Origin of the sequence: Rhizobium grahamii CCGE 502 (assembly GCF_000298315.2) — a bacterium.
Lineage (GTDB): Bacteria > Pseudomonadota > Alphaproteobacteria > Rhizobiales > Rhizobiaceae > Rhizobium > Rhizobium grahamii.
Genome location: NZ_AEYE02000007.1, coordinates 17204 through 42492, shown reverse-complemented (window position 1 = coordinate 42492; position 25289 = coordinate 17204). Strand labels below are relative to the sequence as shown.

General features: G+C 61.2%; 26 protein-coding genes and 1 pseudogene. 16 read left to right on the top strand and 11 right to left on the bottom strand.

Features of this window, described 5'->3' with window-relative positions:
* The first annotated feature begins 28 nt into the window (after positions 1 to 28).
* Positions 29 to 1330, top strand: coding sequence for a hypothetical protein (locus RGCCGE502_RS05655; protein ID WP_016553201.1), 1302 nt, complete (start codon positions 29 to 31; stop codon positions 1328 to 1330).
* Positions 1327 to 2127, top strand: coding sequence for a COG3904 family protein (locus tag RGCCGE502_RS05650; protein WP_016553200.1), 801 nt, complete (start codon positions 1327 to 1329; stop codon positions 2125 to 2127). The genes RGCCGE502_RS05655 and RGCCGE502_RS05650 overlap by 4 nt, the downstream gene beginning before the upstream one ends.
* A 99-nt stretch (positions 2128 to 2226) precedes the next feature.
* Here the strand turns inward: RGCCGE502_RS05650 and RGCCGE502_RS05645 are convergent, their stop codons facing one another.
* Together RGCCGE502_RS05645 and RGCCGE502_RS05640 are read right to left on the bottom strand one after the other, a co-directional pair.
* On the bottom strand, positions 2227 to 3570 hold the full coding sequence (locus RGCCGE502_RS05645; protein ID WP_016553199.1) for a hypothetical protein: 1344 nt from the start codon (positions 3568 to 3570) through the stop codon (positions 2227 to 2229).
* A 44-nt stretch (positions 3571 to 3614) separates the two neighbouring features.
* The gene (locus RGCCGE502_RS05640) at positions 3615 to 3884 is read right to left on the bottom strand and encodes a hypothetical protein (protein ID WP_016553198.1); all 270 of its coding nucleotides are present in this window, start codon (positions 3882 to 3884) and stop codon (positions 3615 to 3617) included.
* Between the two features lie 186 nt (positions 3885 to 4070).
* On the opposite strand from RGCCGE502_RS05640, the gene RGCCGE502_RS35190 reads away from it, so the two are divergent.
* Positions 4071 to 4388, top strand: coding sequence for a hypothetical protein (locus RGCCGE502_RS35190; protein ID WP_016553196.1), 318 nt, complete (start codon positions 4071 to 4073; stop codon positions 4386 to 4388).
* Between the two features lie 67 nt (positions 4389 to 4455).
* Here the strand turns inward: RGCCGE502_RS35190 and RGCCGE502_RS37130 are convergent, their stop codons facing one another.
* Positions 4456 to 4617, bottom strand: coding sequence for a hypothetical protein (locus RGCCGE502_RS37130; RefSeq protein ID WP_019279714.1), 162 nt, complete (start codon positions 4615 to 4617; stop codon positions 4456 to 4458).
* Between the two features lie 281 nt (positions 4618 to 4898).
* On the opposite strand from RGCCGE502_RS37130, the gene RGCCGE502_RS05630 reads away from it, so the two are divergent.
* Together RGCCGE502_RS05630 and ilvD are read left to right on the top strand one after the other, a co-directional pair.
* Positions 4899 to 5462 (top strand): DEAD/DEAH box helicase family protein, encoded by a 564-nt coding sequence (locus RGCCGE502_RS05630; protein WP_016553195.1) that lies wholly within the window; start codon positions 4899 to 4901, stop codon positions 5460 to 5462.
* 119 nt (positions 5463 to 5581) lie between these two features.
* Positions 5582 to 7255 carry a dihydroxy-acid dehydratase gene (gene ilvD / locus RGCCGE502_RS05625; RefSeq protein WP_016553194.1) on the top strand — a complete coding sequence of 558 codons (1674 nt, stop codon included), beginning with the start codon at positions 5582 to 5584 and terminating at the stop codon, positions 7253 to 7255.
* Between the two features lie 166 nt (positions 7256 to 7421).
* Here the strand turns inward: ilvD and RGCCGE502_RS05620 are convergent, their stop codons facing one another.
* On the bottom strand, positions 7422 to 8102 hold the full coding sequence (locus tag RGCCGE502_RS05620) for a peroxiredoxin-like family protein (protein WP_016553193.1): 681 nt from the start codon (positions 8100 to 8102) through the stop codon (positions 7422 to 7424).
* Positions 8103 to 8340: 238 nt separating this feature from the next.
* Here RGCCGE502_RS05620 and RGCCGE502_RS05615 point away from each other — a divergent pair, with 238 nt between their 5' ends.
* Entirely contained in the window at positions 8341 to 8841 is a 501-nt protein-coding gene (locus tag RGCCGE502_RS05615; RefSeq protein WP_016553192.1) for a GFA family protein, read from the top strand.
* 58 nt (positions 8842 to 8899) lie between these two features.
* Here the strand turns inward: RGCCGE502_RS05615 and RGCCGE502_RS05610 are convergent, their stop codons facing one another.
* From RGCCGE502_RS05610 to RGCCGE502_RS38700, 3 genes are all read right to left on the bottom strand, one after another.
* Positions 8900 to 10465 carry an FAD-dependent monooxygenase gene (locus RGCCGE502_RS05610; protein WP_016553191.1) on the bottom strand — a complete coding sequence of 522 codons (1566 nt, stop codon included), beginning with the start codon at positions 10463 to 10465 and terminating at the stop codon, positions 8900 to 8902.
* A 337-nt stretch (positions 10466 to 10802) separates the two neighbouring features.
* Positions 10803 to 11147, bottom strand: coding sequence for a nuclear transport factor 2 family protein (locus tag RGCCGE502_RS05605; protein WP_016553190.1), 345 nt, complete (start codon positions 11145 to 11147; stop codon positions 10803 to 10805).
* A 206-nt stretch (positions 11148 to 11353) separates the two neighbouring features.
* Positions 11354 to 11488 (bottom strand): hypothetical protein, encoded by a 135-nt coding sequence (locus RGCCGE502_RS38700; RefSeq protein WP_280114291.1) that lies wholly within the window; start codon positions 11486 to 11488, stop codon positions 11354 to 11356.
* A gap of 54 nt (positions 11489 to 11542) precedes the next feature.
* Between RGCCGE502_RS38700 and RGCCGE502_RS05595 the strand changes: the two genes are divergently transcribed.
* The gene (locus RGCCGE502_RS05595; RefSeq protein ID WP_016553188.1) at positions 11543 to 12781 is read left to right on the top strand and encodes a multidrug efflux MFS transporter; all 1239 of its coding nucleotides are present in this window, start codon (positions 11543 to 11545) and stop codon (positions 12779 to 12781) included.
* On the opposite strand, the gene RGCCGE502_RS05590 is transcribed toward RGCCGE502_RS05595, so the two are convergent.
* Complete coding sequence (locus tag RGCCGE502_RS05590) at positions 12762 to 13373, bottom strand: TetR/AcrR family transcriptional regulator (RefSeq protein WP_016553187.1); 612 nt, start codon at positions 13371 to 13373, stop codon at positions 12762 to 12764. The two genes, RGCCGE502_RS05595 and RGCCGE502_RS05590, sit on opposite strands and share 20 nt — an antisense overlap.
* A 116-nt stretch (positions 13374 to 13489) precedes the next feature.
* Here RGCCGE502_RS05590 and RGCCGE502_RS05585 point away from each other — a divergent pair, with 116 nt between their 5' ends.
* Positions 13490 to 14173 carry a glutathione S-transferase N-terminal domain-containing protein gene (locus RGCCGE502_RS05585; protein WP_016553186.1) on the top strand — a complete coding sequence of 228 codons (684 nt, stop codon included), beginning with the start codon at positions 13490 to 13492 and terminating at the stop codon, positions 14171 to 14173.
* 29 nt (positions 14174 to 14202) lie between these two features.
* Here RGCCGE502_RS05585 and RGCCGE502_RS05580 read toward each other — a convergent pair.
* Both RGCCGE502_RS05580 and RGCCGE502_RS05575 read right to left on the bottom strand, forming a co-directional pair.
* Positions 14203 to 15128: pseudogene (locus RGCCGE502_RS05580) on the bottom strand (bestrophin family protein).
* 109 nt (positions 15129 to 15237) lie between these two features.
* Entirely contained in the window at positions 15238 to 16125 is an 888-nt protein-coding gene (locus RGCCGE502_RS05575; RefSeq protein WP_016553185.1) for a branched-chain amino acid aminotransferase, read from the bottom strand.
* A gap of 248 nt (positions 16126 to 16373) precedes the next feature.
* Between RGCCGE502_RS05575 and RGCCGE502_RS05570 the strand changes: the two genes are divergently transcribed.
* From RGCCGE502_RS05570 to RGCCGE502_RS05540, 7 genes are all read left to right on the top strand, one after another.
* Entirely contained in the window at positions 16374 to 17414 is a 1041-nt protein-coding gene (locus RGCCGE502_RS05570; protein WP_016553184.1) for a zinc-dependent alcohol dehydrogenase family protein, read from the top strand.
* Positions 17415 to 17524: 110 nt separating this feature from the next.
* Positions 17525 to 18601, top strand: a complete 1077-nt coding sequence (locus RGCCGE502_RS05565; protein WP_016553183.1) for a patatin-like phospholipase family protein — start codon at positions 17525 to 17527, stop codon at positions 18599 to 18601.
* A 181-nt stretch (positions 18602 to 18782) separates the two neighbouring features.
* Entirely contained in the window at positions 18783 to 19250 is a 468-nt protein-coding gene (locus tag RGCCGE502_RS05560) for a cupin domain-containing protein (protein ID WP_016553182.1), read from the top strand.
* A 248-nt stretch (positions 19251 to 19498) separates the two neighbouring features.
* Positions 19499 to 20269 carry a trans-aconitate 2-methyltransferase gene (gene tam, locus RGCCGE502_RS05555; protein WP_016553181.1) on the top strand — a complete coding sequence of 257 codons (771 nt, stop codon included), beginning with the start codon at positions 19499 to 19501 and terminating at the stop codon, positions 20267 to 20269.
* 135 nt (positions 20270 to 20404) lie between these two features.
* Positions 20405 to 21937 carry a glucose-6-phosphate dehydrogenase gene (gene zwf, locus RGCCGE502_RS05550; RefSeq protein WP_016553180.1) on the top strand — a complete coding sequence of 511 codons (1533 nt, stop codon included), beginning with the start codon at positions 20405 to 20407 and terminating at the stop codon, positions 21935 to 21937.
* Between the two features lie 347 nt (positions 21938 to 22284).
* Complete coding sequence (locus tag RGCCGE502_RS36500) at positions 22285 to 22491, top strand: hypothetical protein (RefSeq protein WP_040674033.1); 207 nt, start codon at positions 22285 to 22287, stop codon at positions 22489 to 22491.
* A gap of 114 nt (positions 22492 to 22605) precedes the next feature.
* Positions 22606 to 23037, top strand: a complete 432-nt coding sequence (locus RGCCGE502_RS05540) for a hypothetical protein (RefSeq protein WP_016553179.1) — start codon at positions 22606 to 22608, stop codon at positions 23035 to 23037.
* 56 nt (positions 23038 to 23093) lie between these two features.
* On the opposite strand, the gene RGCCGE502_RS05535 is transcribed toward RGCCGE502_RS05540, so the two are convergent.
* The gene (locus RGCCGE502_RS05535; RefSeq protein ID WP_016553178.1) at positions 23094 to 23489 is read right to left on the bottom strand and encodes a hypothetical protein; all 396 of its coding nucleotides are present in this window, start codon (positions 23487 to 23489) and stop codon (positions 23094 to 23096) included.
* A 230-nt stretch (positions 23490 to 23719) separates the two neighbouring features.
* Between RGCCGE502_RS05535 and RGCCGE502_RS05530 the strand changes: the two genes are divergently transcribed.
* Positions 23720 to 25279, top strand: coding sequence for a helicase HerA-like C-terminal domain-containing protein (locus RGCCGE502_RS05530; RefSeq protein ID WP_016553177.1), 1560 nt, complete (start codon positions 23720 to 23722; stop codon positions 25277 to 25279).
* The last annotated feature ends 10 nt before the right edge of the window (positions 25280 to 25289 follow it).

The window sequence follows — 25289 nt, the reverse complement described above, 5'->3', positions numbered from 1 at the left end:
GCAGACATGCATTGGCCAGGAGGAGACCATGGCGCTCGGCACGTCGCATCGCTTGCAGGATGGCATCGAGGCCGTCGAGACCATGACACGCTTCGCGTTGGCGATCCTGGCGCTTGCCTCCGGCGTTTACACCTATCTCGGCGTGCGAAGCATCCTCGACGGATCGGCAACGGCCGTCTTTTTTGCGGCGCTTATCTATTCCAGCGCCGTGTCGGTGGCGATCTACGCCTTCTGGACCTACATGGCTCGCTTTTATCCGCATGTGACCGGCACCGGAGGTCGTGCGGCAATGCTCGGCGTCATGGCGCTCGGCTGCGCGATGATCATCGCCATGTCGAGCTGGCTGAACGCCGCCGCACTGGCCGGCTCCGCGGCACTCGAACAGCATCTCGCCGAAACGCTGGAAGATTACACCGCCGATCTCGACCAGGCGCATCAGAACGCGCTTGCCGCCCAGAGCCTGCTGCCCGACATCCAGCGCACGCAGGAGCGGTTTCAGCGGCTTGCCGATCAGGAGCGGGAAACCGGTGCACTGACCGGAACGACAGGCGCCGGCAGTGTCGTGCAGCTTCTGTCGCAGATGGCCTCGCAGCTGACCGAGCTGGAAAACGGCATCAACGCCTCGCGCGAGCGGGTGACGACGCTGTTCGACGAAGGTCGCAAGCATCTCGAAACAATGCGGACGCTGGTGTCGGCGCCGGGTGCGATCAACCCGCGTGCCGACCAGTTCGCGGCCGAAGTCGTTGGGCTTTCCGGCGTCATCACCTCGCTGGAGCAAACCTCGATCGCGCCGTCGGTCAAGCGTGCGGCGGAAGACCTGTCGCTTGGCTTCATCGCGCCGGTTGCGGACGGACGTGAGGCGGACCTCGCGACACGCCAGGACCAGGTGATGGAAACGATCCGATCCTCCGTCGCGGCGCAGTCCAAGGTGCTCTCGCAGGCGGCCGATCAGATCCTCGAACGCAAGCCGGTGGCCGAGCGGCGGTTCGTGCCACTCTCCTCGGCGGAGGCCGTGCTGCGTTATGCCGGCGATTTCATTCCGAGTTGGGCCGGCGCCATCTCGATCGACATCCTGCCGGCGGTGCTGATCTTCATGCTGTCGATCGTCCATTCGACGCTGCGCCGCCAGGAACAGCGCCTCCCCTTCGCTGACCGGTTCACCGCTGCCGAGCTGCTGCAGGCATTGGAAGTGCAGCGTGAAATCCAGCGCCACGGGGTCGACCTCCAGACCGCCGTAGAGGCGGCGGAGCACACCGAAACAGCGGATCAGTCGAACGTCGCGAACTTCGACCTGTCGGGCAAGGGGCCGCGCAAGGGACCGCCCGCATGAGACTGGAAACGGCGGGGCAGAAGTTGAAGAACTACGTGCTCTCCGCCGATGACGGCAGGCTGATGCGGCATGCCTTCCACGCGCTGCTGACGATGGCCGCAATCTTCGTGGTCATCGACTGGCATGAAATCAGCGCCGCCAACACCGACACGCCGGCCTTCGATCCCGCGATGCCCGGCGCCCTCCCCATGCTTCCGCCCGCTCTCACCGAGGGCAAGCCGCAAAGCGCACCAGCCGAGGTCACGACTGACCCCGAGCTCCTCAAGAAGGCGATCCGCTTCGAACTGCAGCCTGACGGCGTCCTGCTCGCGCAAGGCACGATCGAACCGGGCGCGGCCGCGCGTTTCGAGGCGGAGATCAAAGCTCGTGGCGAGTATGTCAAAACAATTTCGCTCGACTCACCGGGCGGATCGATCGGCGACGCGATCGCCATCTCCACGGTTATCCGGGAACGGAAAATCGCAACCACCGTAGCCGGCGGCGCGCTTTGCGTCTCCTCCTGCCCGATCGTCATGGCGGGCGGTGTCGTGCGGATGGCGGAGAAGGACGCCGTCATCGGCGTGCATCAGATTTTCAACGGTACCAGCGAGAAGCTGTCACCGGAACGTGCCATGTCGGAAGCGCAGCGCACCACCGCTGACGTCACCCGTCATCTCGACGACATGGGAATCAAGCCCGGCCTCTGGATTCACGCGATGGAAACGCCGCCCGACCGGCTCTACTATTTCTCACCCGACGAGATGAAGGACTTCGCGCTCGTTACGCCGGCCGCCGCGACCGCTAGGAAGACCAAATAGGGGCGAGCTAGAAAGCTGCGCGGAGCTGCCGGCAAGTCAGCAGGGGCTGAGAGAATTGCTGGTTAAGGCTCGCAGCACGGCTTGACTGACGTCGGTAGCTTAGGGTTGCGTTGCCGCTTCAGCAGGGCACACGCTACAACTCCTCTCGAGCTTCTCCAAAGCGCCCGCACCGGCCCAGCCTTGAAAGCGATATGCGTTGACGCGTTGCTTGATGAGGCAGCAGTCGGCGCGACCGGTCAGAGCCGGCTCAAGCGGATCGTCGGTCCAGAACCTTTCCGCAGGCTTCCAGTAGCCTAGAACATCGAGCAGCGACACGCCGAAATAATATTCGTCCGCATAAGAGTCCCCGTAGCCGGGGTCATGCCGATATGTGCCGTCTGCGTTCAGAGTGTTCTCGAGTGACCAGCGCAACATCTGGCGAATTTCCTCGCGGGCCATCCCGCGCTCTTCCTCGCTCATGTACGGCCAGCCGAACTTGAAGATCGAAGCCACATCATAGAGGTTGTGGTTGGTAAACTTCCCGCCGCTGCGCCACCCGAAAGGATATGGATCGTCTTTGATGGCAAGCGTCGTCTTGATGATTTGCGGCCAATGCTCCACGTCGCCCTTGCTGTAGCGCACGACATGAAATGTCATGCTGAGATCGGCGGTCTTGCGTATCTTGCCATCGATCACGTACCAGGCGCCCCAATAGCCCGTTTCGGTATCCTGTGCGCCGTGGATGAAAAACCAGGCAGCTTCGCGCAGTTCATCCCAGGCGATGCTTTCGTCGAGTGCTACGTAGCCGGTAAGAATATCCTGCAGATCAAGTTTGTAGGCTGCCGTTGAATAACTGGTCATTACGCTGCTTAGTTCACCACGGTTGTCGACACCCGTGTTTTCGATGTCCGAGATGAGCAGGCTCTGCAGATAATTGATGAGTTCCCGGCCGGTGCGGAGCCTCGGGCGCAGACGGTAGTGGGGCGGCTCCCCTTGGCTTGTAAGAAGGCCGATCGCCGCCGCTGTCGCCCCCAATCGCATAAACCATTGCTCGTAGCAAAGCCCCCAGAAGCCATCGACCGCCGATTGCTCGCTGGCAAACTTCTGATCCTTATCCTTCAGGCTCCGCTCTATGCGATCCAGCTTGTCCTCCAGCGCCTTCCAGTTTGCCGTGTAGCCAAGCAGCCATTTTGCCTCGAGATAGAGCTGTTCCGAGCATTGCAGCGTATTGCCGGCGGCTTGTTCGGCGGCGATCCCGGCGGCGAGCGCTTCGAGACGCTCCGCATAGTGCTGACGACGCTCTCGATAGTTGGGGTCGAACGCCTCGAACTCGCGAACAATGACATCCCGCATGTCGGTCTGGTCCGCGAGCCCTGCCGACGGGGAGCCGCTGAATACGACGAGTCCCGCGAGCGCCAGCCGAAGACTTGCGGCAATGCGGTGACTGAATAGCGTGTCTACCATGGTCTTTTCCAACATCCACCAAGGCCGGTTGGTCGTCGAGACAGTCACATATGCAGGGCGTCAATCAGCTTTGCGTCTTTGTGGGCCTCGCAGGCGTTATTGATTGCCACGAGCAGATTGCCCTGGCTGAGTTTGCCCAGCTTGGGATCGTCCTTTAGCGCCTGGCGCACCGTGGAACCAATCTCGACCATGCCGTCGTGGCTGGCTGCATTATAATCCTTGCAGGTCACCGTGGTCGGATCGATCGCGACGGCGCCAAGAGTTGGCAAAGCGGCGGTGGCGAAGACCAACGAAAGTGGAAGGCGGCCAACCATCGATTTCCCTCCCTCGGTTAACTTGCGCCGTAACAACACGCGGCCCAGACAGTCTAGCAGAAATTGAAAACCCAATCGCGCATGATGTCCGCTTTCGCTTCTACCGCTGCGACCGCCACGGTTGTACAGTTCACCGGGAAAAACGAGCGTCGTGCGTCGGAGCACGCTGTGTAAGGGGAGGATGCCTTGCCTAGATCGCTGTTCCTGTCACTTGCGCTGGCTTTCGGCCTCTGCGCCCCAACAATATCCGTGCCGACCGAAGCAAGCGCACAGACCAATATCACCATCAACATTGGCACCAATCTCAATAGAGGCAGGGGAATTACCTGCAGTGAGGGCGAGAGGCTGCTCCGCAACCGCGGTTTTAGAGATGTCAGGCGGATCGACTGCCGCAGTCGTTTCTTCGTCTATCGTGCCTGGAGAGGCGGTAGCCGCTTCGAGATTGCCGTGCGGCAACACGATGGGCGCGTTGTCGATATGCGACGCATCAGTGGAAGACGATAAGCCCCCAAAGCGGCCATCGACTCTGTCATCATGATCACGCCCCGGATGGACTGGCGAGGATACCGGCTTATGCGACAAGACGTGCGGCGATCAATCCAAGCAGCGCCACCAGGACCACCCCGGTGGCCACGAGGACCTGACGAAATTGCGGACCGACCTGCCGCCTCTGATAGAGTCCGGGAATGATGTCACGCTCTTTTGCAAGATAATGGACGTATCGACCGAACATTCCTGCCTCCATCAGACAAATCAATGGAATGAGCGTTGCATGGCCCGGCGTATGAAATCGATACGGTGACGAACCGCCAAAAATAAGTGTCGCATAAGCGTCGCGTTCAGTGGCAGCGCCACTATGAGATTTTGGGCCAGCACCTCGCAGCCGACTTCGGCCCACTTGGCCAAATCGAGTGTGTCTTCGCTTGATACGGGGCTTTGGGCAGCCCATTAGAAAACGGTGCCTCTGCGTGCTAAGTGATGTCCACGGGCAGGTGGTTCATCGAGCGAGACCGAATGGGTATCAGGAACTTTTTGATCGAAGGCGTGTCCGGCACTGGCAAGACCTCAATCGCCACCGGACTGCAGCAGCGCGGTTATCATGTCATTCACGGTGATCGTGAACTCGCATATCAAGGCGACCCTGAGACGGGTGAACCACTGGATGGCTCAGCGCATAGGCAGAACGTTCTGGATGTCGCCTTCGGCCACAAGCACCATCTTTGGGACATCGACAAAGTCAAATCTTTGGTGGCCGATCAAAGCCACCCGATCTCTTTCTTCTGCGGCGGTTCGAGGAATTTTCATCATTTCATCGACCTGTTTGACGAAGTTTTCGTTCTCGACGTCGATTTGGACACGCTGAAGAGGCGGCTCGCCGGCAGACCCGAAGACGAGTTTGGCGCAAAGTCCGCGGAACAAGAGGTGATCATGCGACTGCATGCGACGAAAGAAGACGTTCCCAGAAACGCGACGGCCATTGACGCCACTGCGCCGCTCGCCTCCGTTATCGACGATATCCTGTCGAAGTGCGGAGAGACCAGAACCGTGATGGCTGCCTTTGGTTCTGTGCGGCCCTGAGGTATCGGCTGCTGCTTGTCCATTTCAATCCTTCGGACAGCCGAAAGAAAAACGGCTTCCCGCGATCTATGGTATGACTTCATTTAGTCCCCTCTCCAAACCGAAGCCGGAGGAGTGCGATGCCCTTTAACGACAGGTCAAAGCATATTACCGAGGGGGTGGCGCGCTCGCCCAATCGCGCGATGTATTACGCGCTCGGTTATGAGAAAGCGGATTTCGACAAGCCAATGATCGGCATTGCAAACGGGCACTCGACGATCACGCCCTGCAACGCAGGACTACAGCCGCTGGCGGATGCGGCGATCGCATCGATCAAGGCGGCAGGTGCCAACCCTCAAGTCTTCGGAACGCCGACGATATCTGATGGAATGTCCATGGGCACTGAGGGCATGAAATACTCCTTGGTTTCCCGCGAAGTGATCGCAGATTGCATCGAGACGGCGGTCCAGGGGCAATGGATGGACGGGGTCCTCGTCATCGGCGGTTGCGACAAGAATATGCCGGGTGGGATGATCGGCATCCTTCGAGCAAACGTTCCTGCAATTTATGTTTACGGCGGGACGATCAAACCGGGTAGATGGAAGGGGCAAGAGCTATCCATTGTTTCCTCCTTTGAGGCCGTAGGCGCGTTCATGGCGGGAAACATGAGCGAGGAAGATTTTGTCGGGATCGAACGCAACGCCTGCCCCTCAACTGGTTCGTGCGGTGGAATGTACACGGCGAACACCATGAGTTCGTCGTTCGAGGCGCTGGGTATGTCGCTACTCTATTCTTCCAACATGGCAAACACCGACCAGGAGAAGATCGATAGCGCGTCTCTATCTGCGAGCGTGCTGGTCGAGGCCGTCAAAAAAGGCATCAAACCTCGCGATATCGTTACGCGCAAAGCTATCGAAAATGCGGTCGCCCTGATCATGGCTACAGGCGGCTCGACCAATGCCGTCCTCCACTATCTCGCGATCGCGCACGCAGCAGAAGTCGAATGGTCCCTCGACGATTTCGAGCGGATACGCAGGAAAGTACCGGTCATCTGCGATCTCAAACCGTCCGGAAAATACATGGCGGTTGATCTCCATCAAGCCGGAGGCATTCCTCAGGTGCTGAAGCTGCTACTCAATGCGGGCCTATTGCACGGCGATTGTCTCACCGTCACCGGCCGCACTATTGCCGAAGAACTCAAAGGGTTGGCAGATCAACCTCGTGCGGACCAATCTGTCATTCGAACCTTGAATGCCCCGCTTTATAGCGAGGGCCATCTTGCAATCCTCAAAGGCAATCTGGCCGAGGATGGGGCGGTCGCAAAGATCAGTGGTTTGAAAAAGCTTGCAATTGCCGGCCCGGCGCGTGTTTTCGAAGATGAGCAATCGGCCATGGATGCCATTTTGTCTGACAACATTCGGCCGGGCGACATATTGGTTTTGCGCTATCTCGGCCCGAAGGGCGGCCCCGGCATGCCTGAAATGCTCGCTCCGACATCTGCGATCATCGGTCGTGGACTTGGCGACAGCGTGGGCCTTATCACCGACGGCCGGTTCTCGGGTGGGACCTGGGGAATGGTCGTTGGCCACGTTACACCTGAGGCATTTGTCGGAGGGACAATCGCGCTTGTTCAAGAGGGCGACATGATTACCATCGACGCGCGTCGCAAGCTGCTTCAGCTTGAGGTGGACGAGGAGGAAATCGCGCGACGGCGCGCGCTTTGGAGACAACCCAATCCCAGGTACACCAAAGGGGTGCTCGCAAAATTTGCAGCGCTCGCCAGACCGGCTAACGAAGGAGCGATTACCGGATAGTTTCAGCTCGTTGCCTTTGGCGCAAAACGGCATGTCGATTGTCGGCCCAAGCGCACGAGCATCTGATCCGATTGAACTCCAAACTGACACCCCGCCATCAGCGGTCAAAATCCTTCCCGCCCGATGAGCTGATCCATGCTTGACGAATGTCGGAGATACCATGCCTTCAACGTCGGAGACTGCTGGCAGCGGCGAGCATTTCCGCCGCGTTTGGAAAGGTGCAGAGGCTGTCAGGCCCGTCGCGCGCTTCAATTTGCACCCAGCGAATGATGCCATCGCCGTCGATGAGGAAGTGTCCGACAAGCTGTGTGGGGTGGCTTGCGAAGGTGGCATGGTCAACCTCAGTAAGCTCGAAGCCGTCCTGGGCGTTGAGTAAGGCATTAGCCGCCATCGGATGTAGCGCGTCCGGCAGTTCGCCCGTGGGGTTGATGCGAGCGGCCTCGAATTGCTCCATGCTTGCCCGATAGGGCCATACTGGTTTCTCGGAGCTGCCCTCGGGGAGGAACTCACCGTACGGCACACCAAAGGCCCGGTGCGTGGAGCAATCCTGGTCACATAGCAGCACGGCCGGCGTCGGCCGGTGGTCGAAATATACGCGGGCGCGCTCCACCGGCGTGTTGATCACGGCAACCGTTTCCACCCCCGCGGCGCGCAGGGCAGGCTGTAGACTACCGAGTTGTCCGACCTGACGCCGGCAGAACGGACAGTGCAACCCGCGGAAGAAGGCGATCAGAAACGGGTGACCGTGAAGGCTGGCAAGAGAAACCGTTCCCTCTTGATTTGCCGACGGAAGTGCGAAGGCGGGTGCGTATTCCCCTGGTTGGAGCGGGCGCATCTGGTCTCGCATGGCATCTGTCCTTTGCTAGGAGTTCAGTTGGCTGCTGTGCTTGATCCAAGTGCAACACCTATCACGCCACGGCACCACTCGCTATGTTCACGGGTGCAATCGGCTGGAGTGCGAAGCTTCGGGAGCCTTGCGGCGCAAACGGGCGGTCGGACAACGGGCGAGTCCCCGGAACAGTCGAGATCGCGGCGAAAACCTAAAAGCGATTGGGCCTGACCGGCCTCTTGGAAGAGGAGAGAAAATGAAACGCATCGACAGGGAGGTGAGCGGCGGCTGCCAATGCGGTGCGGTGCGCTACCACGCAACCGCAATGCTCGACAATTCGCATCTCTGCCATTGCCGCATGTGCCAGAAAGCTTCGGGCAGCATCTTTGCGGCGCTCGTCGCCGCACCCGATGACGCGCTCACCTGGACACGCGGCAGGCCGAGCGTCTGGAAGAGCTCGGAGCTTGTCGAGCGCGGCTTCTGCGCCAATTGCGGAACGCCATTGTTTTTCCACCACCTCGAAAACGGTCGCACCAACCTGATGATAGGTTCGCTTGACGATCCGCACGCATTCCCGCCGCTTGCCAACACGTGCACCGAGAACATGGTGGCATGGTTCGATACGATCACGGGCATCGAAAACGCCGGTGTGACCGAAAACAACGGCGCCGACTGGGCCGCAGCAATCAAGGAGAGTAACAACCAGCATCCCGATCACGATACCACCTCATGGGCCGTGAGGGCGGGCGATCGCTGAGTTCGCGCGGCTGCAAGCGATTGCGGCTCTGCCGGGCGCGGCGTTAGAGGACAAGGCCTCAGGCAGATTCAGCAACCGGCTTTGCTTCACCGAACCATCGCGAGATGGCCTCTTTAGCGTCCTCAAAGTCAGGGGCAGTGTCCGAGGCCCAGGCGACGACGCCATCCGGGCGCACGAGCAAAGCACTCAATCCCAGCGGATCCTTCGGGGTGCCCGCGACATAGGTCATGCGTTCACTCCAACCGCTCGCCAAGGCTTGAAGGGGAGAGCCAGGGCCAAAGTCCAGCAGCAGGCCCTGCCCGCGCCTGAGGAGTTCGCCGAGTTTCGTCCCGTCGGCGAACTCGAAGTCGGGCGTGCTACGACCGACCAGCGGGTGGCCGCCGCCAAGATCCTGGCGGAGAGAAACGCCCGATACCCGCTCCGCGAAGTAAGTCGCCCCGTCTCGAGTTTCGATCACGTCACGGATGATGGCTTCGAGCGCCCGCGAACTGCGGTTCGGCCGCATGAGCGCGACCTGGGCGCGCGACCAGTCGAGGACCTGCGCCCCAACAGGGTGCCGCTCGCTTGCATAGCTGTCGAGCAGGCCGTCCGCCGCATCGCCGCGGATGGTGGCGGCAAGCTTCCATCCGAGGTTCATCGCGTCGCCAAGCCCGAGGTTGAGGCCTTGGCCGCCCAGCGGGGAATGGACGTGCGCCGCGTCGCCGGCGAGCAGCACTCGCCCGTTGCGGTACTTTGTCGCCTGATGGGCGCGATCCGTCCAGGTGGTGGCAAGCTGGAGTGCTGTTATCATCACGTCGGCACCGGAGATCCAGCGCAAAACCGCCTGCACATGCTCGAGCGTAATCGGTTGCGTGCGGTGGAAAGCACCCCCGTCAAACTCGACCATCGCGACAGTCCCCGGGCGGGAGTAGGTGTACATGCCCGTCGGCGTATAGTGACGGCCGAGCTGGAGCTTGTCCGGATCGGCCATTTCGACCTCGACGGAATAGCCGGTGAACTCGGGATCGGTACCGACGAACTCAAAGCCGGCGGCCTTGCGCACGGTGCTGCGGCCACCATCGCAACCGACGAGCCAGCGTCCGTCGAAGCTTTCGCCACCGGCGCGGACTCTGACGTTTTCGCCGGACTGATCGAGGTCTTCGACGCCGAATCCGCGCCGGATCTCGACGCCCATTGCGGTTGCGCGGGCGGCCAAGACGGCTTCGAGGCGCTCCATTTCGATCACCATGCTGGTGCCGGCCGGACTTGGCAGACGATACTGCCACTTCGAGGTATCGATATTGTCGTGGTAGAATTGGATACCGGCGAAATGGCCCGCCGGTCGGCGCGGCTGTTGCATCCAATGCGCGGCTGCCAGAGCGCTTCGGCTGTCCGACTTGTCCTGTGCAGGCTGCGGCGTGGTGATGTCGTCCAGCAATCCGCGGCGGTAGAGGGCGTCGATGGTGAGGGCCGAAAGGCCGCGCATTCCGAATGGAAGGCGCTTCAAGGGCGAAATCGGGTCTACGGCCTGCTCCAGCACCAAGACCGAGAGGTCCGCAAGCCGCAGCTCGCAGGCGAGAAATAGGCCGACAGGGCCGGCTCCGGCGATCACGACGTCATAGATGGTCGATTGGCTGTTGTGCATGAACTGCTCCTTTGTTGGTGTTCGACCCGGAGCGGTTCATCGACGCGAGAACCACACGGACGAACAATCGGCACCGCCTGAGCGGCCCGATGCTCGTCGTGGGGGATCTCATGCACGAGGCAGGAGGCCAGAGCTTTCGTTTCCGAAAGGACTTGGGCTTACCAAACCAAGTCTGCCTTTTCCGACGCAGGCTGTATAACGGATTGACGACCGGCCTGCAACGCCGGCTGCGGCGCGAGCCCGATCGAGGCTGCGGCCGCAAGACCCCGTCTGACCCAAGCTGGCGCTAGGGCATTTCGAGGGTCGGTCGCGCCTTTGCCGAGTTGTCTTCCAAGCGCTAGACGTTGCGACCGAAATAAACGTCCACGGAGGCGACCTTGTCGCCCCTGAAACGCAGAACCTCCATGTTGCGGAACGCGCCGCCGTCATGCTTTTCGGCGCGGTAGCGAACCACGGCCTCGTCGCCCGCAATCTGGAGGTATTCGATCTCCATGTCGCGAAACGGTGGCGGCTCGGGCCAGCAGCGGCTGAAATATTCGATCCGATCGATACGATCGTCGCGCGGGCTGGAGAAGCTGAAATCCTCCGTCAGCATTGCACCGGCATCATCCTTGCGGCCGTCGATGTAGGCCGCATAAAGGCCGCGAACGATGCCCTCGCGTCGTGTGTCATCGCCTGCCATTGCACCGGTCCTTCCTTTTATTTCCGATTGCAATTTGCAATCAGTTTATAGCAGAGGGAACCGCTCTGCGCAACCGCGGCCGGGAATCGGCTGGCGAAGGGGCTGATGGTGGAGGCTTGCGGCGCGGGTTGCATCGGAGACCAACGAACACCACGGCGCCGACAAAACGGCTTCGAAGCCGCCTTGATGGATGGTCCGCGAGGGAGCTATATGGGCGTGTACCCACCCCGGAAAGATCTGCGCATCCACCGCGGGGCAACCGCCTTGCGCTCGACACCGACCGGCTCACGCTTCCCGACGCCTTCACCCGCGCCGATTTCCTTGCCGCCGCAAAGGGACATACTTGCCTCCCGCGCGGCTGAACTGACCTATACGATCAATGCAAAGGCCATGAAATGACCGATACCAAATGGGACGCCGCCGTCGTCGACAGCGGCTCGATATACTGGAAGCGCAATCTGGTCATTTCGCTGCTCGGCTCGTTCACGACGATCGTCGCCATGACGTTGCTGCTGCCCTTCCTGCCGCTCTATGTCGAGGAGCTTGGTGTCAGCGACCATGCAGCGATCGTGCAATGGTCGGGCATCGCCTATGGCGCGACCTTTTTGGCTGCCGCTTTCGTGGCGCCGCTCTGGGGCCGGCTCGGCGATATCTACGGACGCAAGCTGATGCTGGTGCGCGCCAGCGCCGGGATGACGGTCGCCATCTCGCTGATGGGGATGGCCGACAATGTCTGGCAGCTGGTGGCGCTGCGCCTGTTCGTCGGCCTTGCCGGCGGCTATTCGTCCGGCTCGATGGTATTGGTCGCCACCCAGACGCCGAAGGGTCGATCCGCCTGGGCGCTCGGCATGCTCTCGTCCGGCATCATGGCTGGCAACCTCGTTGGGCCGCTGATCGGCGGCGCGCTGCCGCCGCTGATTGGCATCCGCAACACCTTCCTTGCCGCCGGCGCGATGATCTTCCTGGCGTTTCTCGCCACCACTTTCCTGATCAAGGAAGAGAAGTCCCCTGCCCGCAAACAGGCCGCAAAGGCGAGTGGCGGCTGGGCCTCGATCCCGGACAAGCGCCCTGTCATCGCGATGCTCGCGACCGGCATGCTGCTGATGCTCGCCAACATGTCGATCGAGCCGATCATCACCGTTTATGTCGCGCAACTGGCGGAAGACCCGCGCAGGGTGACAATGATCGCGGGCATCGTCATGTCGGCGGCCGCGCTCGGAAGCATTCTGTCAGCCTCGCGGCTCGGCAAGCTCGCCGACCGGATCGGCCACTGGCCCGTTATAGCAGGCGCACTTGCCGTTGCCGGCGTCCTGTTGATCCCGCAGGCATTCGTGACCAGTTCCTGGCAGCTGATCATCCTGCGCTTCCTGATGGGGATCGCGCTCGGTGGGCTTCTGCCCTGCATCTCAGCGGTCATCCGTCATAGCGTACCGGACAGTGCGGCGGGCAGCATCCTCGGGCTTTCAGTGTCGTCGCAATATGTCGGCCAGGTCGCCGGCCCGGTGCTCGGCGGCTTCGTCGGCGGTCACATCGGCATGCGGGCGGTCTTTCTCGGGACCTGCGTGCTTTTGATTGCCGGTTCGGCCTATGCCTGGCTGGTGCGACCGCGAGCCGTCACGGCGCGCCGCAGATAAGATCGACGCCGGAGCGCGCCAGCGCTTCCAGCGCCTCACGGGTTTCCCCGGCCCGCGCCCGCACAGCCAGCGAGTGCATGATTGTCGACGCCAAGCGGGCCAATGCCTTCGGATCGGTCTTCTCCGGCAGTTCTCCGCGTTCGACCGCCAGGGCGAGGCGATCTTCTATCGCGCGGTCGAAATCAGCAAGGCTGCGGCCCAGCACCTCGCGCACCCGCTCGTGCCGGACGGCTTCGACGGTCGCGGTGCTGATCAACAGGCAGCCACGCGCGGCTGTATCGCCGTGAAGATAGGTCGCAAGCGCACGATCATACATCAGCGCCAGATTCTCTCGGACCGGCAAGGACGGATCCAGCGCGTCCTCGAGCGCAACCATGCTGTCGGCCCGGTAGCCCTCCAGCGCGTCGAGATAGAGATCCTCCTTGTCGCCGAAGGCATTGTAGAGGCTCGGCCGATTGAGGCTCGTGGCGGCGCTCAGATTGTCCAGTGACGCCGCGGAAAATCCCCGATCCCAGAAAACCTCACGCGCCTTGTCGATCGCGGCGCTCGCATCGAATCCGCGCGGACGGCCACGCTTCTTCTCATCCTTCATATTTTTGTACCGTTTCGCATTAAATTCTTGACGAGCATATTTTTATGCGAAACAGTACAAATGTCCAATGAATTGATGCCGGCACGCCAATGCCGGTCTGCGGAGGAGGAAATCCAATGAAACTTTACATGCGTGCTGCCGCCTGTTCGCTTTCGCCGCATATCGTTTGCCGTGAACTCGGGATCGATGTGGAACTGATCATCGTCGATCCTGCGACCCACCGAGCGGAGAATGGCAACGACTATCTTTCCATCAACGGCAACGGCTATGTGCCGGCCCTGGTGCTCGACGACGGCAAGGTGTTGACCGAGGGGCCGGTCATCGCGCAGTTCCTTGCCGATAGCGCGGTCGAGGGAACATCGATGCTGCCGGCAGCCGGTACCTTCGAGCGCAGCCAGGTGCAATCCTACCTGAACTTCATCGCCTCGGAGCTGCACAAACCGATGGTCATGTTTTTCGATGCCGCCTATGCCGGCGTGCATGAGCAGATTCACGCCCTACTCGTCAAACGGCTGGAATGGCTGAGCAGCCATATGAAAGGGCCTTACTTGACCGGCGAGAATTTCACCGTGGCAGATGCCTATCTCTTCGTCTGCCTGAACTGGTCGCCATGGCTCACGATCGATCTGAGACAATGGCCGATGCTTTCCGCTTTCATGAAGCAGGTTGGCGAGCGGCCAAGGGTGAGAGAGGCGCTGCGGGCCGAGCAACTGCTGGCCTTCGAACAGGACGGCGTCTTTTTCGCCCCGGAGGTCTACCTTGCCGCGGCCAACCGGACCGGCACGCCTGTCCTGCCCTGATTTATGTCGGCGCATGGGCGCCGAAGGGCCTACATCAGCAGGTAGTCCACCGGCACTGGGAGAGGCGGCAGATCCGTCTCTCCCAGCGCTTCGCGCAGATTGATCTCGATCGTGTCTGCAAGGGCGCCGATCGGCAGCGCGTTCGGCTGGTTGCCGAAGGGGGCTTCCAGTTCGTCGCCCAATGCGTCTAGGCCGAAGAAGGTATAGGCGACCAGCGCGGTGGCAAACGGCATGAACCAGCCGAGAACATCATCGAAGCCGAACGGCAACAGCAGGCAGAAGAGGTGCGCCGTGCGGTGCAGCAGCAGCGTGTAGCCGAATGGCACCGGCGTCCAGCGGATACGCTCACAGGAGGCCTGCGCCAGCGTCAGCTCGCCAAGCGTCTTATCCAGTATCTGATAGGAGATGTCTGACAGCATGCTCTTGGCGCGCAGATCGGCAAGTTCTCGCGAGATTTCCAGCGAAATCGCCTCCGGCGGCGTGCGGCTTGCGTGATAGCGGGCCTTCAGTTCGGGTGATAGCAGGCGTTCGACCTTTTCGCGGCCGCTGCCGGGCGTAAGTGCGGCACCAGCGACTGGATGAAGGCGATGACGAGGGTGACGAGGCGTTTGCGTGCCTCCGCCCCGGCCTCGCCCTGCCCCGTTTCGAGGATCAGTGTCTGCCGTGCGAAGTGGCGCGCTGAAAAGATCAGTTGCCCCCACTGCTTGCGCGCCTCCCACCAGCGGTCATAGCAGGCGTTGTTGCGGAAGCCGAGGAAGATGGAGATTGCGATACCGAGCAGCGCGAAGGGAGCGCCGCTGAAGACCGGCAGGACGCCTGGCCAAACGCTATGGACGAGGACCACGAGCGAGGAGATGAAACCGGTCAGCAGAATCTGCGGGAAGACCTGCTTGATGATGGAGCCGCGGAGAATGAAGAAAAGCTGAAGCAGGCTGGGACGGGGGCGCACGATCATGACGCGGGCTTCTCGGTCGTTCGAATGATAGGTTCTCGGCCTTCCTCCCTACAGCCGGTCGAATGGCCACGGCAAGCGCGGCCATCGTATTCAGAACAAGGCGACGGCCTTAGCTGTCGCTTTCGCTGCGACCGAAAGCCCAGTCCATGTAGAGCTCGAACGCCTTGCGGGTGACCGGCCCCGGCTGGAAGTCGCGGCCGTCGAGGCGGCTGATGCCGACGACCTTGGAGTAGTTGCCGGTCGTGAAGATCTCGTCGGCGCTCATGAAATCCTCGACCGAGAGCGTCATTTCTCGCACCTCGAAGCCCGCCTTGCGCAGGAGGCCGATGACGCGCGCACGGGTGATGCCGGCCAGGAAGGTGCGGTTGGCGATCGGCGTCGAGACGATGCCGTCCTTGACCATGAAGATGTTGGAGGATGCCGTTTCGGCGACGTTGCCGCTCATGTCGCGCATCAACGCGTTGTCGAAGCCGCGGCTCTTGGCTTCAGCAATGGCGCGACCGCTGTTTGGATAGAGCGAACCTGTCTTTGCATCCGTCATTGCCGTTTCCGGTGATGGACGGCGGTAGGGCGAAACGGTGAGCGAATTCGGCGCATGATTGCCGAGCGGCGCTTCGAAGAGGCAAAGTGCGAAGCGGGTCGATTCACCGTCGACCGTGACCACACTGCCGGCCGAGCCATGCTCGCCCCAGTACATTGGCTTGATGTAAATCGGCGTCTTGCCGTCGAACTTCTTGATGCCTTCCCAGGCCAGCGCCTCGATTTCCTCGGCTGTCTTGACCGGCTTCAGGCCCATGTTGATCGCCGAGCGATTGACGCGCTGGCAATGCAGGTCGAGATCAGGCGCGATGCCATCGAACCACCGGGCGCCGTCAAAGACCGTCGAGGCAAGCCACATCGCGTGCGAGGTTGGTCCGATCAGCGGCGGATTGCCGGGAAGCCACTCTCCGTCAACGTAGGTCCAGGTGGTTGAACGGGGCGATGTATCGACGGCCATTGCATTCTCCTTAAAAAGTCAGAAGAGCAAAATCCCCCTGTAGAGAGGCGGTCAAGGGGAAATCCGCGCCCCCGAACCCTACGCAAGAAAATGGCGAAGAGCGTTTGCAGCGAGTAATATTCGTGCGCGACGTGTTGAACGCCATCGATGGGTCTATCACTGAAAATCATGGATTGCGCGATTGGAAGCAACGCAGGCGCCGTGCCATCATGCGCCGCGAACGCTGCGACCGACGGGGAGTGAAATCGATGAAAGCCATGTTCTACGACGCCTTCGAGAAGGCTCCGGAAATTCGCGCCCTCCCCGACCCGACGCCCAGCGAGGACGGCGTTGTCATCGCCGTCGGCGCGACAGGGCTTTGCCGTAGCGACTGGCACGGCTGGATGGGCCACGATCCCGACATCAAGCTCCCGCACGTGCCGGGCCATGAACTTGCCGGCAAGGTGGTTGCGACAGGCAAAGGCGTCATACGCTTCAAGGTCGGCGATCGCGTGACCGTCCCCTTCGTGTCCGGCTGCGGCCATTGCAGCGAATGCCATTCCGGCAATCAGCAGGTCTGCCCCAACCAGTTCCAGCCGGGCTTCACGCATTGGGGCTCGTTTGCCGAATATGTCGCGATCGACTACGCCGATACCAACCTCGTGCATCTGCCTGACAGCGTTGACGACGCGACCGCGGCAAGCCTCGGCTGCCGCTTCGCGACATCATTTCGGGCGGTCGCCGATCAGGCGCGCACCGGCCCCGGCGAATGGATTGCCGTGCATGGCTGCGGCGGCGTCGGGCTTTCGGCCATCATGATCGCCAGCGCGCTTGGAGCCAACGCGATCGGCATCGATCTTTCCGATCAGAAGCTTGCTTTTGCGCGCGAATGCGGAGCCGTGGCAACGATCAATGCCAGCAACGTGGCCGATGTGGCGGAAGCCGTGCGCGAAATCACCAAGGGCGGCGCGCATGTCTCCATCGACGCGCTCGGCCATCCCGTCACCTGCTTCAACTCAATCAAGAACTTGCGCCGGCGCGGGCGGCACGTGCAGATCGGCCTGATGCTCGGCGAATATGCGACACCCAAGATCCCTATGGCGCAGGTGATCGGCCACGAGCTGGAGATCTACGGCAGTCATGGGATGCAAGCCTGGCGCTACGATGCGATGCTGGCGATGCTGACGTCGGGCAAGATCGCGCCGCAAAAGCTGATCGGCCGGCGCATCACACTCGAGGAGGCAATCCCGGGCCTGATGACGCTGGATCGAGCCGAGGGCGTCGGGATTAGCGTGGTTACACAGTTTTGAGCTGCTCACTCACAACCGACCTCAATCAAAAAGAGCGTTTCAGTTTGTAGCATTCCTGTGGTTGTAATTCATACTCTCCACGACCGGATGAACCGGCGCTGGAGGGGCAAATGGCAACGCGTTTTATTCTTTCGATCGATGGCGGCGGTATCCGTGGCATCATTCCGGCCGTAATCCTGGTGGAACTGGCGAGGCGGCTTGACGGGCTGCCGCTGCACAGGGCTTTCGACCTGATTGCGGGCACCTCGACCGGCGGCATCATTGCGGCAGGTCTGACCTGTCCTCACCCATCGAATTCCGGCGAGGCGGCCTGCACGCCCGACGATCTGCTCAGCCTCTACGTGAACGAAGGGGCGGAAATCTTCAGAAAGCCGCCGCTCGCCGATGTCGTCAATCCGTTCGGCCTCCACGATCCGAGCTATAGTGCCGAGATGCTCGAGATAAAGCTGAAGCAGCGGCTTGGAACCGCAACGCTGGACAAGGGCCTCTCCACCGTCCTCATTCCAGCCTACAATATTCGCAACCGGGCGGCGCTGTTCATGTCGAACGCCGACAAGAGGAACAGCAACTTCCGCTACTGGGAGGCGGCACGGGCAACCTCCGCCGCCCCGACCTATTTTCCGCCAGCGCTGATCGAGCGTGTCGGCGTGAAGAAACAGGACGAACGTTTCGTGCCATTGATCGATGGCGGCGTATTTGCCAATGACCCCATTCTCGCGGCCTATGTCGAGGCCCGCAAGAAGCCGTGGCAGGGCGATCGGCTGGTCTTCCTGTCGCTCGGCACCGGACAGCAGAACCGCCCCGTCGCCTATCAGGAGGCGAAGGACTGGGGCGCAGTCGGCTGGATGCATCCGGCGCACGATACGCCTTTGATTTCAATTCTGATGCAGGGACAGGCAAGCACGGCCTCGTACGAGGCCAATGCGCTGCTCAATCCCACCGGCACGGAGCTTGAATACTCGACGGTCGTCACGGACGACAACGTCGAGAGCCTCGATTACTTCCGTCTGGAGCGGCAGTTGACGCAAAGGGAAAACGACGCGCTTGATGATGCCTCGCCGGAGAATATCGCAGCGCTGAAGGCGATCGCGGCGTCGATTGCAAGGGACAACGCAAAGGCTCTGGACGAAGTGGCCAAACGCATTCTGGCAGCGCGGAACGGCGCCCAAGAGAGCGTTGCGGCCTGAAGCGGCAGCCGGGGACCGGCCGGCAGAAAGGGGCGATATGACGCGCCTTCTTGATGCCGCCGGGATCGCCACCCATATGCCTGACGACGCTGCAAGCGCCAACCGCGACGAACTTGAGCGGGTTGCCAACGACCTCGGAAGGGGCTAACGGGCTCGCCGCCAAGAAAAAGAAAAGCGAGACATGATGTCCAACTCATTTGTGAAAGCGCCTGCCCAGGCGAGCGCGAAGGTGTTCTTCGTGCTGGGCGATCGGATCGAGCGACGGGCTCGTCTGCAGGGAGCCTGGCTCAATATCTTCGACATTACCGTGCCGGCGGGTAGCCGGACGCCGCTTCACCGCCACGCGAGCCCCGAGGTCTTCCGGATCATCGAGGGCCGGTTGACCATCCGGCGCGCGACCGAGAAAGGCATCGACGAATTCGAGGCCACGGCGGGCGACATCGTCCGCATCGAGGCGAACCAGCCGCACGCCTACTCCAATACGGGTCCGGAGGCCGCCGTGTTCTCGGCGATCGTCGACAGCGACATGGCGGACTTCCTGGAGGCCGCAGGTTCGCAGGAACCGCCAAAGGCAGTGCCTTCTAAGGAAACGATGGAGCGTATGAAGGCCGCGGCTAATGCGCACGGCATCACGATTCTCGCCGCCTGACCAGCTTTGGATTCGCCCGCGCATTGCAGCACGGGCGCCCCTCTCTTCTCTTCGTAAAAAATACTGTCACACAAAGACGATATCGGCGATTTCGTGAACGGCCCTTGCGCTCGCCGCCGTTCCTGGACTGTATTGGGCTCGTGGCTATTTCAGCCATCTTCTGCACAACGCATTCCAGGGATGTCGGATGGAGGGCCGCGCACCGACACGGCGCACCGTGAAAGCTGCAACAGGCAAAGGAGAATTGCATGGCGTGGTCTGCCAGCCAATATGTCAAATTCGAGGATGAACGGACGCGTCCCGCACGTGATCTGCTCGCACAAGTGCCACTCGAACAGGTGCGCCACGCCGTCGACCTCGGCTGCGGTCCCGGCAACTCGACCGCGCTGATCGTCGAGCGCTTCGGCGCCGAGGGCGTTTCCGGACTGGACAGCGACCTGAACATGCTGGAGGCGGCGCGCAAGCGGATGCCCGGCACGTCCTTTGTCGAGGCAGACCTTGCCACCTGGCACCCGAGCGAACCGGCAGACCTTCTTTTCGCAAACGCCGTCTTCCAATGGCTACCCAACCATCTCGACATTTTCGATCGCCTGATGGACGGGCTGGCGCCGGGTGGTGTGCTTGCCGTGCAGATGCCTGACAATCTGACCGAGCCGACCCATCTGCTGATGGAAGAAACCGCTCATGCCGGCCCGTGGAAGGCAGCCTTCCAAGCCAAGAGCGTTCGCCGCAAGCCACTGCCGCCGGCCTCGACCTACTATAGCCGGCTGATCGCCAAGGCGGCGCGGGTCGACATCTGGCATACCGCCTACAATCATCCGATGGCGGATGCCGCCGCGATCGTCGAATGGGTGAAGGGGACGGGCCTCCGGCCTTATCTTGATCACGCCGGCGAGGATCATCGCGGCGCATTTCTGGCAGATTATCTCGGCCGCATCGAAAGGGCTTACCCGAAGATGTCGGACGGGCGCGTCTTGCTGCGTTTTCCGCGGATCTTCATGGTGGCCGTCAAGGGCTGACAACAGCGCGACCGCCTTTCGGGGCGGAACGCAGCCTGCTCTCTCTGACATCGCCTTGCAATGGTCGGTCGGCATCCTGCTTGCCGCCGCACCCGTGCGCACTATAGTCGTGACAAACAGCGAGGAGAGAGCTTTATGGACGCCGCCCCCATTCCGCCAGCCACCCTTGTTATCTTTGGCGCCACGGGCGACCTGACGCGGCGCCTGCTGATCCCGGCAATCATCAATCTGACGCGGAGCGGGCTGGTGGGCGACGACCTGAAGATCCTCGGCGTCGGCATCGAACCAGGCGATGACGCCTCATTGGTGGCGCGGCTGGACAGCTTTCTCGCCACCCTGAGCGAACCGATCCGACCGGAGACCGACGATGCATGGCGTCGGCTGCGCCAACGCGTCTCCTATATTTCCGGCGATTTCACGCAGGATGCGATATTCCTCGAGATCAAGAAGCACCTCACGAGCTGCAACGCCGCCTTCTACTTTGCGGTGCCGCCGCAGTTTTTCGGACCACTGGTCGAAAAGCTGCACGCACATGGACTGACCACCGAAGCCGACGGATGTTTCCGGCGCATTGCGATCGAGAAACCTTTCGGCACCGACCTAGCCTCCGCCCGTGCGTTGAACGCGCATATTCTCAGCAACATCTCCGAGAACCAAGTCTATCGTCTCGATCACTTCCTGGGGAAGGAAACGGTGCAGAACATTCTGACGGCCCGCTTCGCCAACATGATGATCGAATCCCTCTGGAACAACAATTACATCGATCATGTGCAGATTTCCGCGGCGGAGATCGTCGACGTCGGCACACGCGGCAAATTCTATGACGCGACCGGCGCGCTGCGCGACATGATTCCCAACCACTTGTTCCAGTTGCTGGCGATGATCGCGATGGAGGCCCCGAACGGCTTCGGCGCCGAAGCAATCCGCACCGAAAAGAGCAAGGCGCTGAGCGCTCTGCGCATCTATACGCCGGAAGAGGCTGTCTCGCACGCGGTTCGCGGCGCCTATAAGGCCGGCACGCTCGACGGACGCGACATCACCGCATTCCGCGAGACCAAGGATGTCTCGCCCGACAGCAACACCGAGACCTATGTCGCGCTGAAGCTCTATGTCGACACTTGGCGCTGGGCCGGGGTGCCGTTCTATCTCAGAACGGGCAAGGCCTTGAAGGCGCGTGATACGGAGGTCGTCATCACCTTCAAGCAGGTGCCGTTCGCGCAGTTCCGGAAAACGGACGTCAACCGCCTTTTGCCGGCGAACAAGATGGTCATCCAGGTGCAGCCCGATGAGGGGTTGAGCGTCGAGATCTCCATCAAGTCGCCCGGTCTTTCCGTCGATACCGTCCCGGTCTCGCTCGACTTCCGCTATGCCGACGAGTTCGATATCGGCAAGATGACCGGCTACGAGTCGCTTCTCTACGACCTTTTCATCGGTGACCAGACGCTGTTCCAGCGCGCCGACGGCATCGAAGCCGGCTGGGCGGCGGTCCAACCCTTCCTGGATATGTGGGCAAAGAGCAGCGAAACGCCGGAGGCCTACGCGCCCGGAAGCAGCGGCCCCTCCTGTGCTGACGAGCTCATCCGACGCGATGGCCGGGAGTGGCATCAGCTGGGCGAAGCGCCGCACAACCAAGGCCCAAAGTTACTTAAGAAATACCCGCCCAACTAAAGTAAAACCAAATAGCATTTCTGCGTCACTCTCGTATAACGAGCATAAATATCGATTCATAGATGTTTAGACGCGATCGCCGACAACATATTTATGGTACGCTATACAAAATATGGATGAATTGACCCTTTAACCTGGCACAACGAGGATTTCTCTGCTGACCGCGTTGCTTTTTCCGGCGACAAAGAAGGCGGGGCTCGTCCAACCCCGACGGGCCCTTCTTATGTTTTTCTAGCATTTGGCGAATAAAGCATATATTAGACGAAATTGTTAAAGCTCGATTAATATATTTACTTGCGCTCTTACGCGGCCTTGCTAAATCTATCCTCAGGGTTTGGGGTATTGACATGGTAGATACTCAATTGGCTAAGAATCGTTCGACTTCCGATCAGCGTATGGAAACCTGCAGGTCGGAGTTCGAACCGCTCCTCTTCGAGCTCATTCGCAATGGCGAGAAGCGGGGATGGAAGGCAGCAGAAATCGCGATGGCGCTGGCCGATGCGGCTGACGACGTGATCCTCAAGCTGGCGAGAGAAACGAAGAGCAAGCATTGATCCGCTTGCCTCGCCGATCCCGATACAATGGCGCTTCAGAAGTGCTCCTTTAGCAAGTAAAGAAATCCTTGAGCTTGTCTCGTGTGATTCGCTTGCGCCAAGCAAAGGGGCCCTATGTTGCAGTTCATTGCCGCAGCTCTTTTTGCCTGTGGATGCGTCAGCCTCGCCGAGGTTGCCGATTGGGCACCAGCGGACAGCTACGTGCCGAAGGTTAGTTGCCGTCAAAGCGGGGCGGCCGCGCGATGCGAGCAGATCCGCGCCGATTGGACCGGCCTTTACGCCGATGCGATCGGCGGCCGCATCGAAAGCCAACGGAAAGTCTCTTTTTGCCTGAGCACTGGCTGCGACAGCGGCATCGTGGTCGAGCCCGTTCTTGGCTGCGCCTGGCGCGAAGTCATCGCAGCCTCTCGCAACCCTCAGATCACCGACGCCGATCGGCGCAATGTAGAGCGCTATTGCGGCCCTCATGTGCTTGACGCAACCGGACGCGCTGCCGCCAGTGACCAGTCTCGAAACTGGCTCACCCTGCTCGGCATAACGCCGTAACCACAAACGCAAGCGGGCGGGACCAGGCCCGCCCGCTGAAAGCTTGACCCGTCCGCTTAGACGAACTGGCTGAGACCCGGGACCGAGCCGACAACCTCGTCAACCACTTCCTTGCCGGCATGCTGCTCGGCGATCGCGATGGTTTCCTTGGCAAGCGAGGTAATCTCGCCCATGCCGAGGCCTTCAGACATCAACTGCTGGCCCAGACCCATGATGCCGCCGCCGCCGAGGGCGCCCATGATGCTGCCGAGGATTCCGCCCCCACCACTCGCGCCTTCGCCGTTGTACTTGGCAACGAGGTCGGACGCGCCCGGAATGGATTCGATCATCTTGGCGACCGGACCGTCCGCCGCTTCGCGCTGCAGGAAGCCGAGCATCATGCCGAGCGCCTTCTCGGCCACCTCTGCGGGGATGCCCACGCGCGCGGCGATCTGGTCTACGATTTCAGTCATTGTCAGCCTCCTGTTTTTGACGTTAACGTCAACGTTAATCGAACTTTCCAGGCAACTCAAGCCGCCTGCCGCAAAAGCAGGCTTTATCCTACTTTTCCTTTTAATGCAGACAGTTGTCCGCATTGAACTCCCTGCTTATAACAGGGAAACGATATTACAATGACCGTGCGGAAACGTTGCTCCGCATTTTGACGCAATCGGCGCCGACAGCCGCAGGGAGATTTTTCGAAATGCTCGAGGATGGCAAGATTTTCGTCGGCGTCAGCCGCAATCCGGATGACAGCATCAACAAGCCGGAATATCTCGACCTGAAATTCGGAAACCGCCACGGGCTGGTGACCGGCGCCACCGGCACCGGCAAGACGGTGACGCTGCAGGTGCTTGCCGAAGGCTTTTCGAGGGCCGGCGTGCCGGTTTTCTGCGCCGACATCAAGGGCGATCTTTCCGGCATCGCCGCCAAGGGCGAGCCGAAGGATTTTCTGACCAAGCGCGCCGAGCAGATCGGCTTCGACGACTACGACTTCGACCAGTTCCCGGTCATCTTCTGGGACCTGTTCGGCGAGAAGGGCCACCGTGTCCGCACCACTATCGCCGAGATGGGGCCGCTGCTGCTGGCCCGCCTGATGGATGCTTCCGAGCCGCAGGAAGGCGTTATCAACATCGCCTTCAAGATTGCCGACCAGGGCGGCCTGCCGCTGCTCGACCTCAAGGACTTCTCCTCGTTGCTGAACTACATGGCTGAGAACGCGACGGAACTCTCCAGCAAGTTCGGCCTGATCTCGAAGGCGTCGGTCGCCTCGATCCAGCGTGCTATGCTGGTGCTGGAGCAACAGGGCGCCGAGCATTTCTTCGGAGAGCCGGCGCTAAAGATCACCGACATCATGCGGACCAACAACCGCGGCTACGGCCAGATCTCGGTGCTTGCCGCCGACAAGCTGATGATGAACCCACGGCTCTACGCGACCTTCCTGCTGTGGCTGCTTTCCGAGCTCTTCGAGGAGTTGCCGGAAGTCGGCGATCCCGAGAAGCCGAACCTCGTTTTCTTCTTCGACGAGGCGCACTTGCTCTTCAACGACGCGCCGAAGGTGCTGCTCGAGCGCGTCGAGCAGGTCGTTCGCCTCATTCGTTCGAAGGGCGTCGGCGTCTATTTCGTGACGCAGAACCCGCTCGACGTGCCGGAAACGGTGCTCGCCCAGCTCGGCAACCGGGTGCAGCACGCGTTGCGCGCCTATTCGCCGCGGGAGCAGAAGGCGGTGAAGACCGCTGCCGACACATTCCGCCCCAATCCTGCCTTCGACTGCGCCACCGTCATCACCACGCTCGGCACCGGCGAGGCGCTGGTGTCGACGCTGGAAGCGAAGGGCTCGCCCTCGATCGTCGAGCGGACGCTGGTCCGCCCGCCGTCCGGACGTGTCGGTCCGCTCACCGATGCGGAGCGTCAGCAGGTCATGGACAGGAGCCCCGTGCTCGGCGTCTATGATGAAGACCTCGATCGCGAGTCCGCCTTCGAGATTCTGGCAGCACGCGCGAAGAAGGCGTCGGACTCCGATGCCGCCAAGCAGGTGCAGCCGACAGAACCGACCGAGGGCAGCGCCTCGGGTCGCTGGACCCTGCCGGGCTTCGGTGACGACGACAACGAGCCGCAGGCCAAGAGCCAGGGTCGCGCCCGCTCCTCCGGCTATCAGCGTGAAACAGTCGTGGAAGCCGCGATGAAAAGCGTTGCCCGGACGGTGGCGACACAGGTCGGCCGGGCGCTGGTGCGCGGTATTCTCGGCAGCTTGAAGCGCTGAGGGAAAGGGC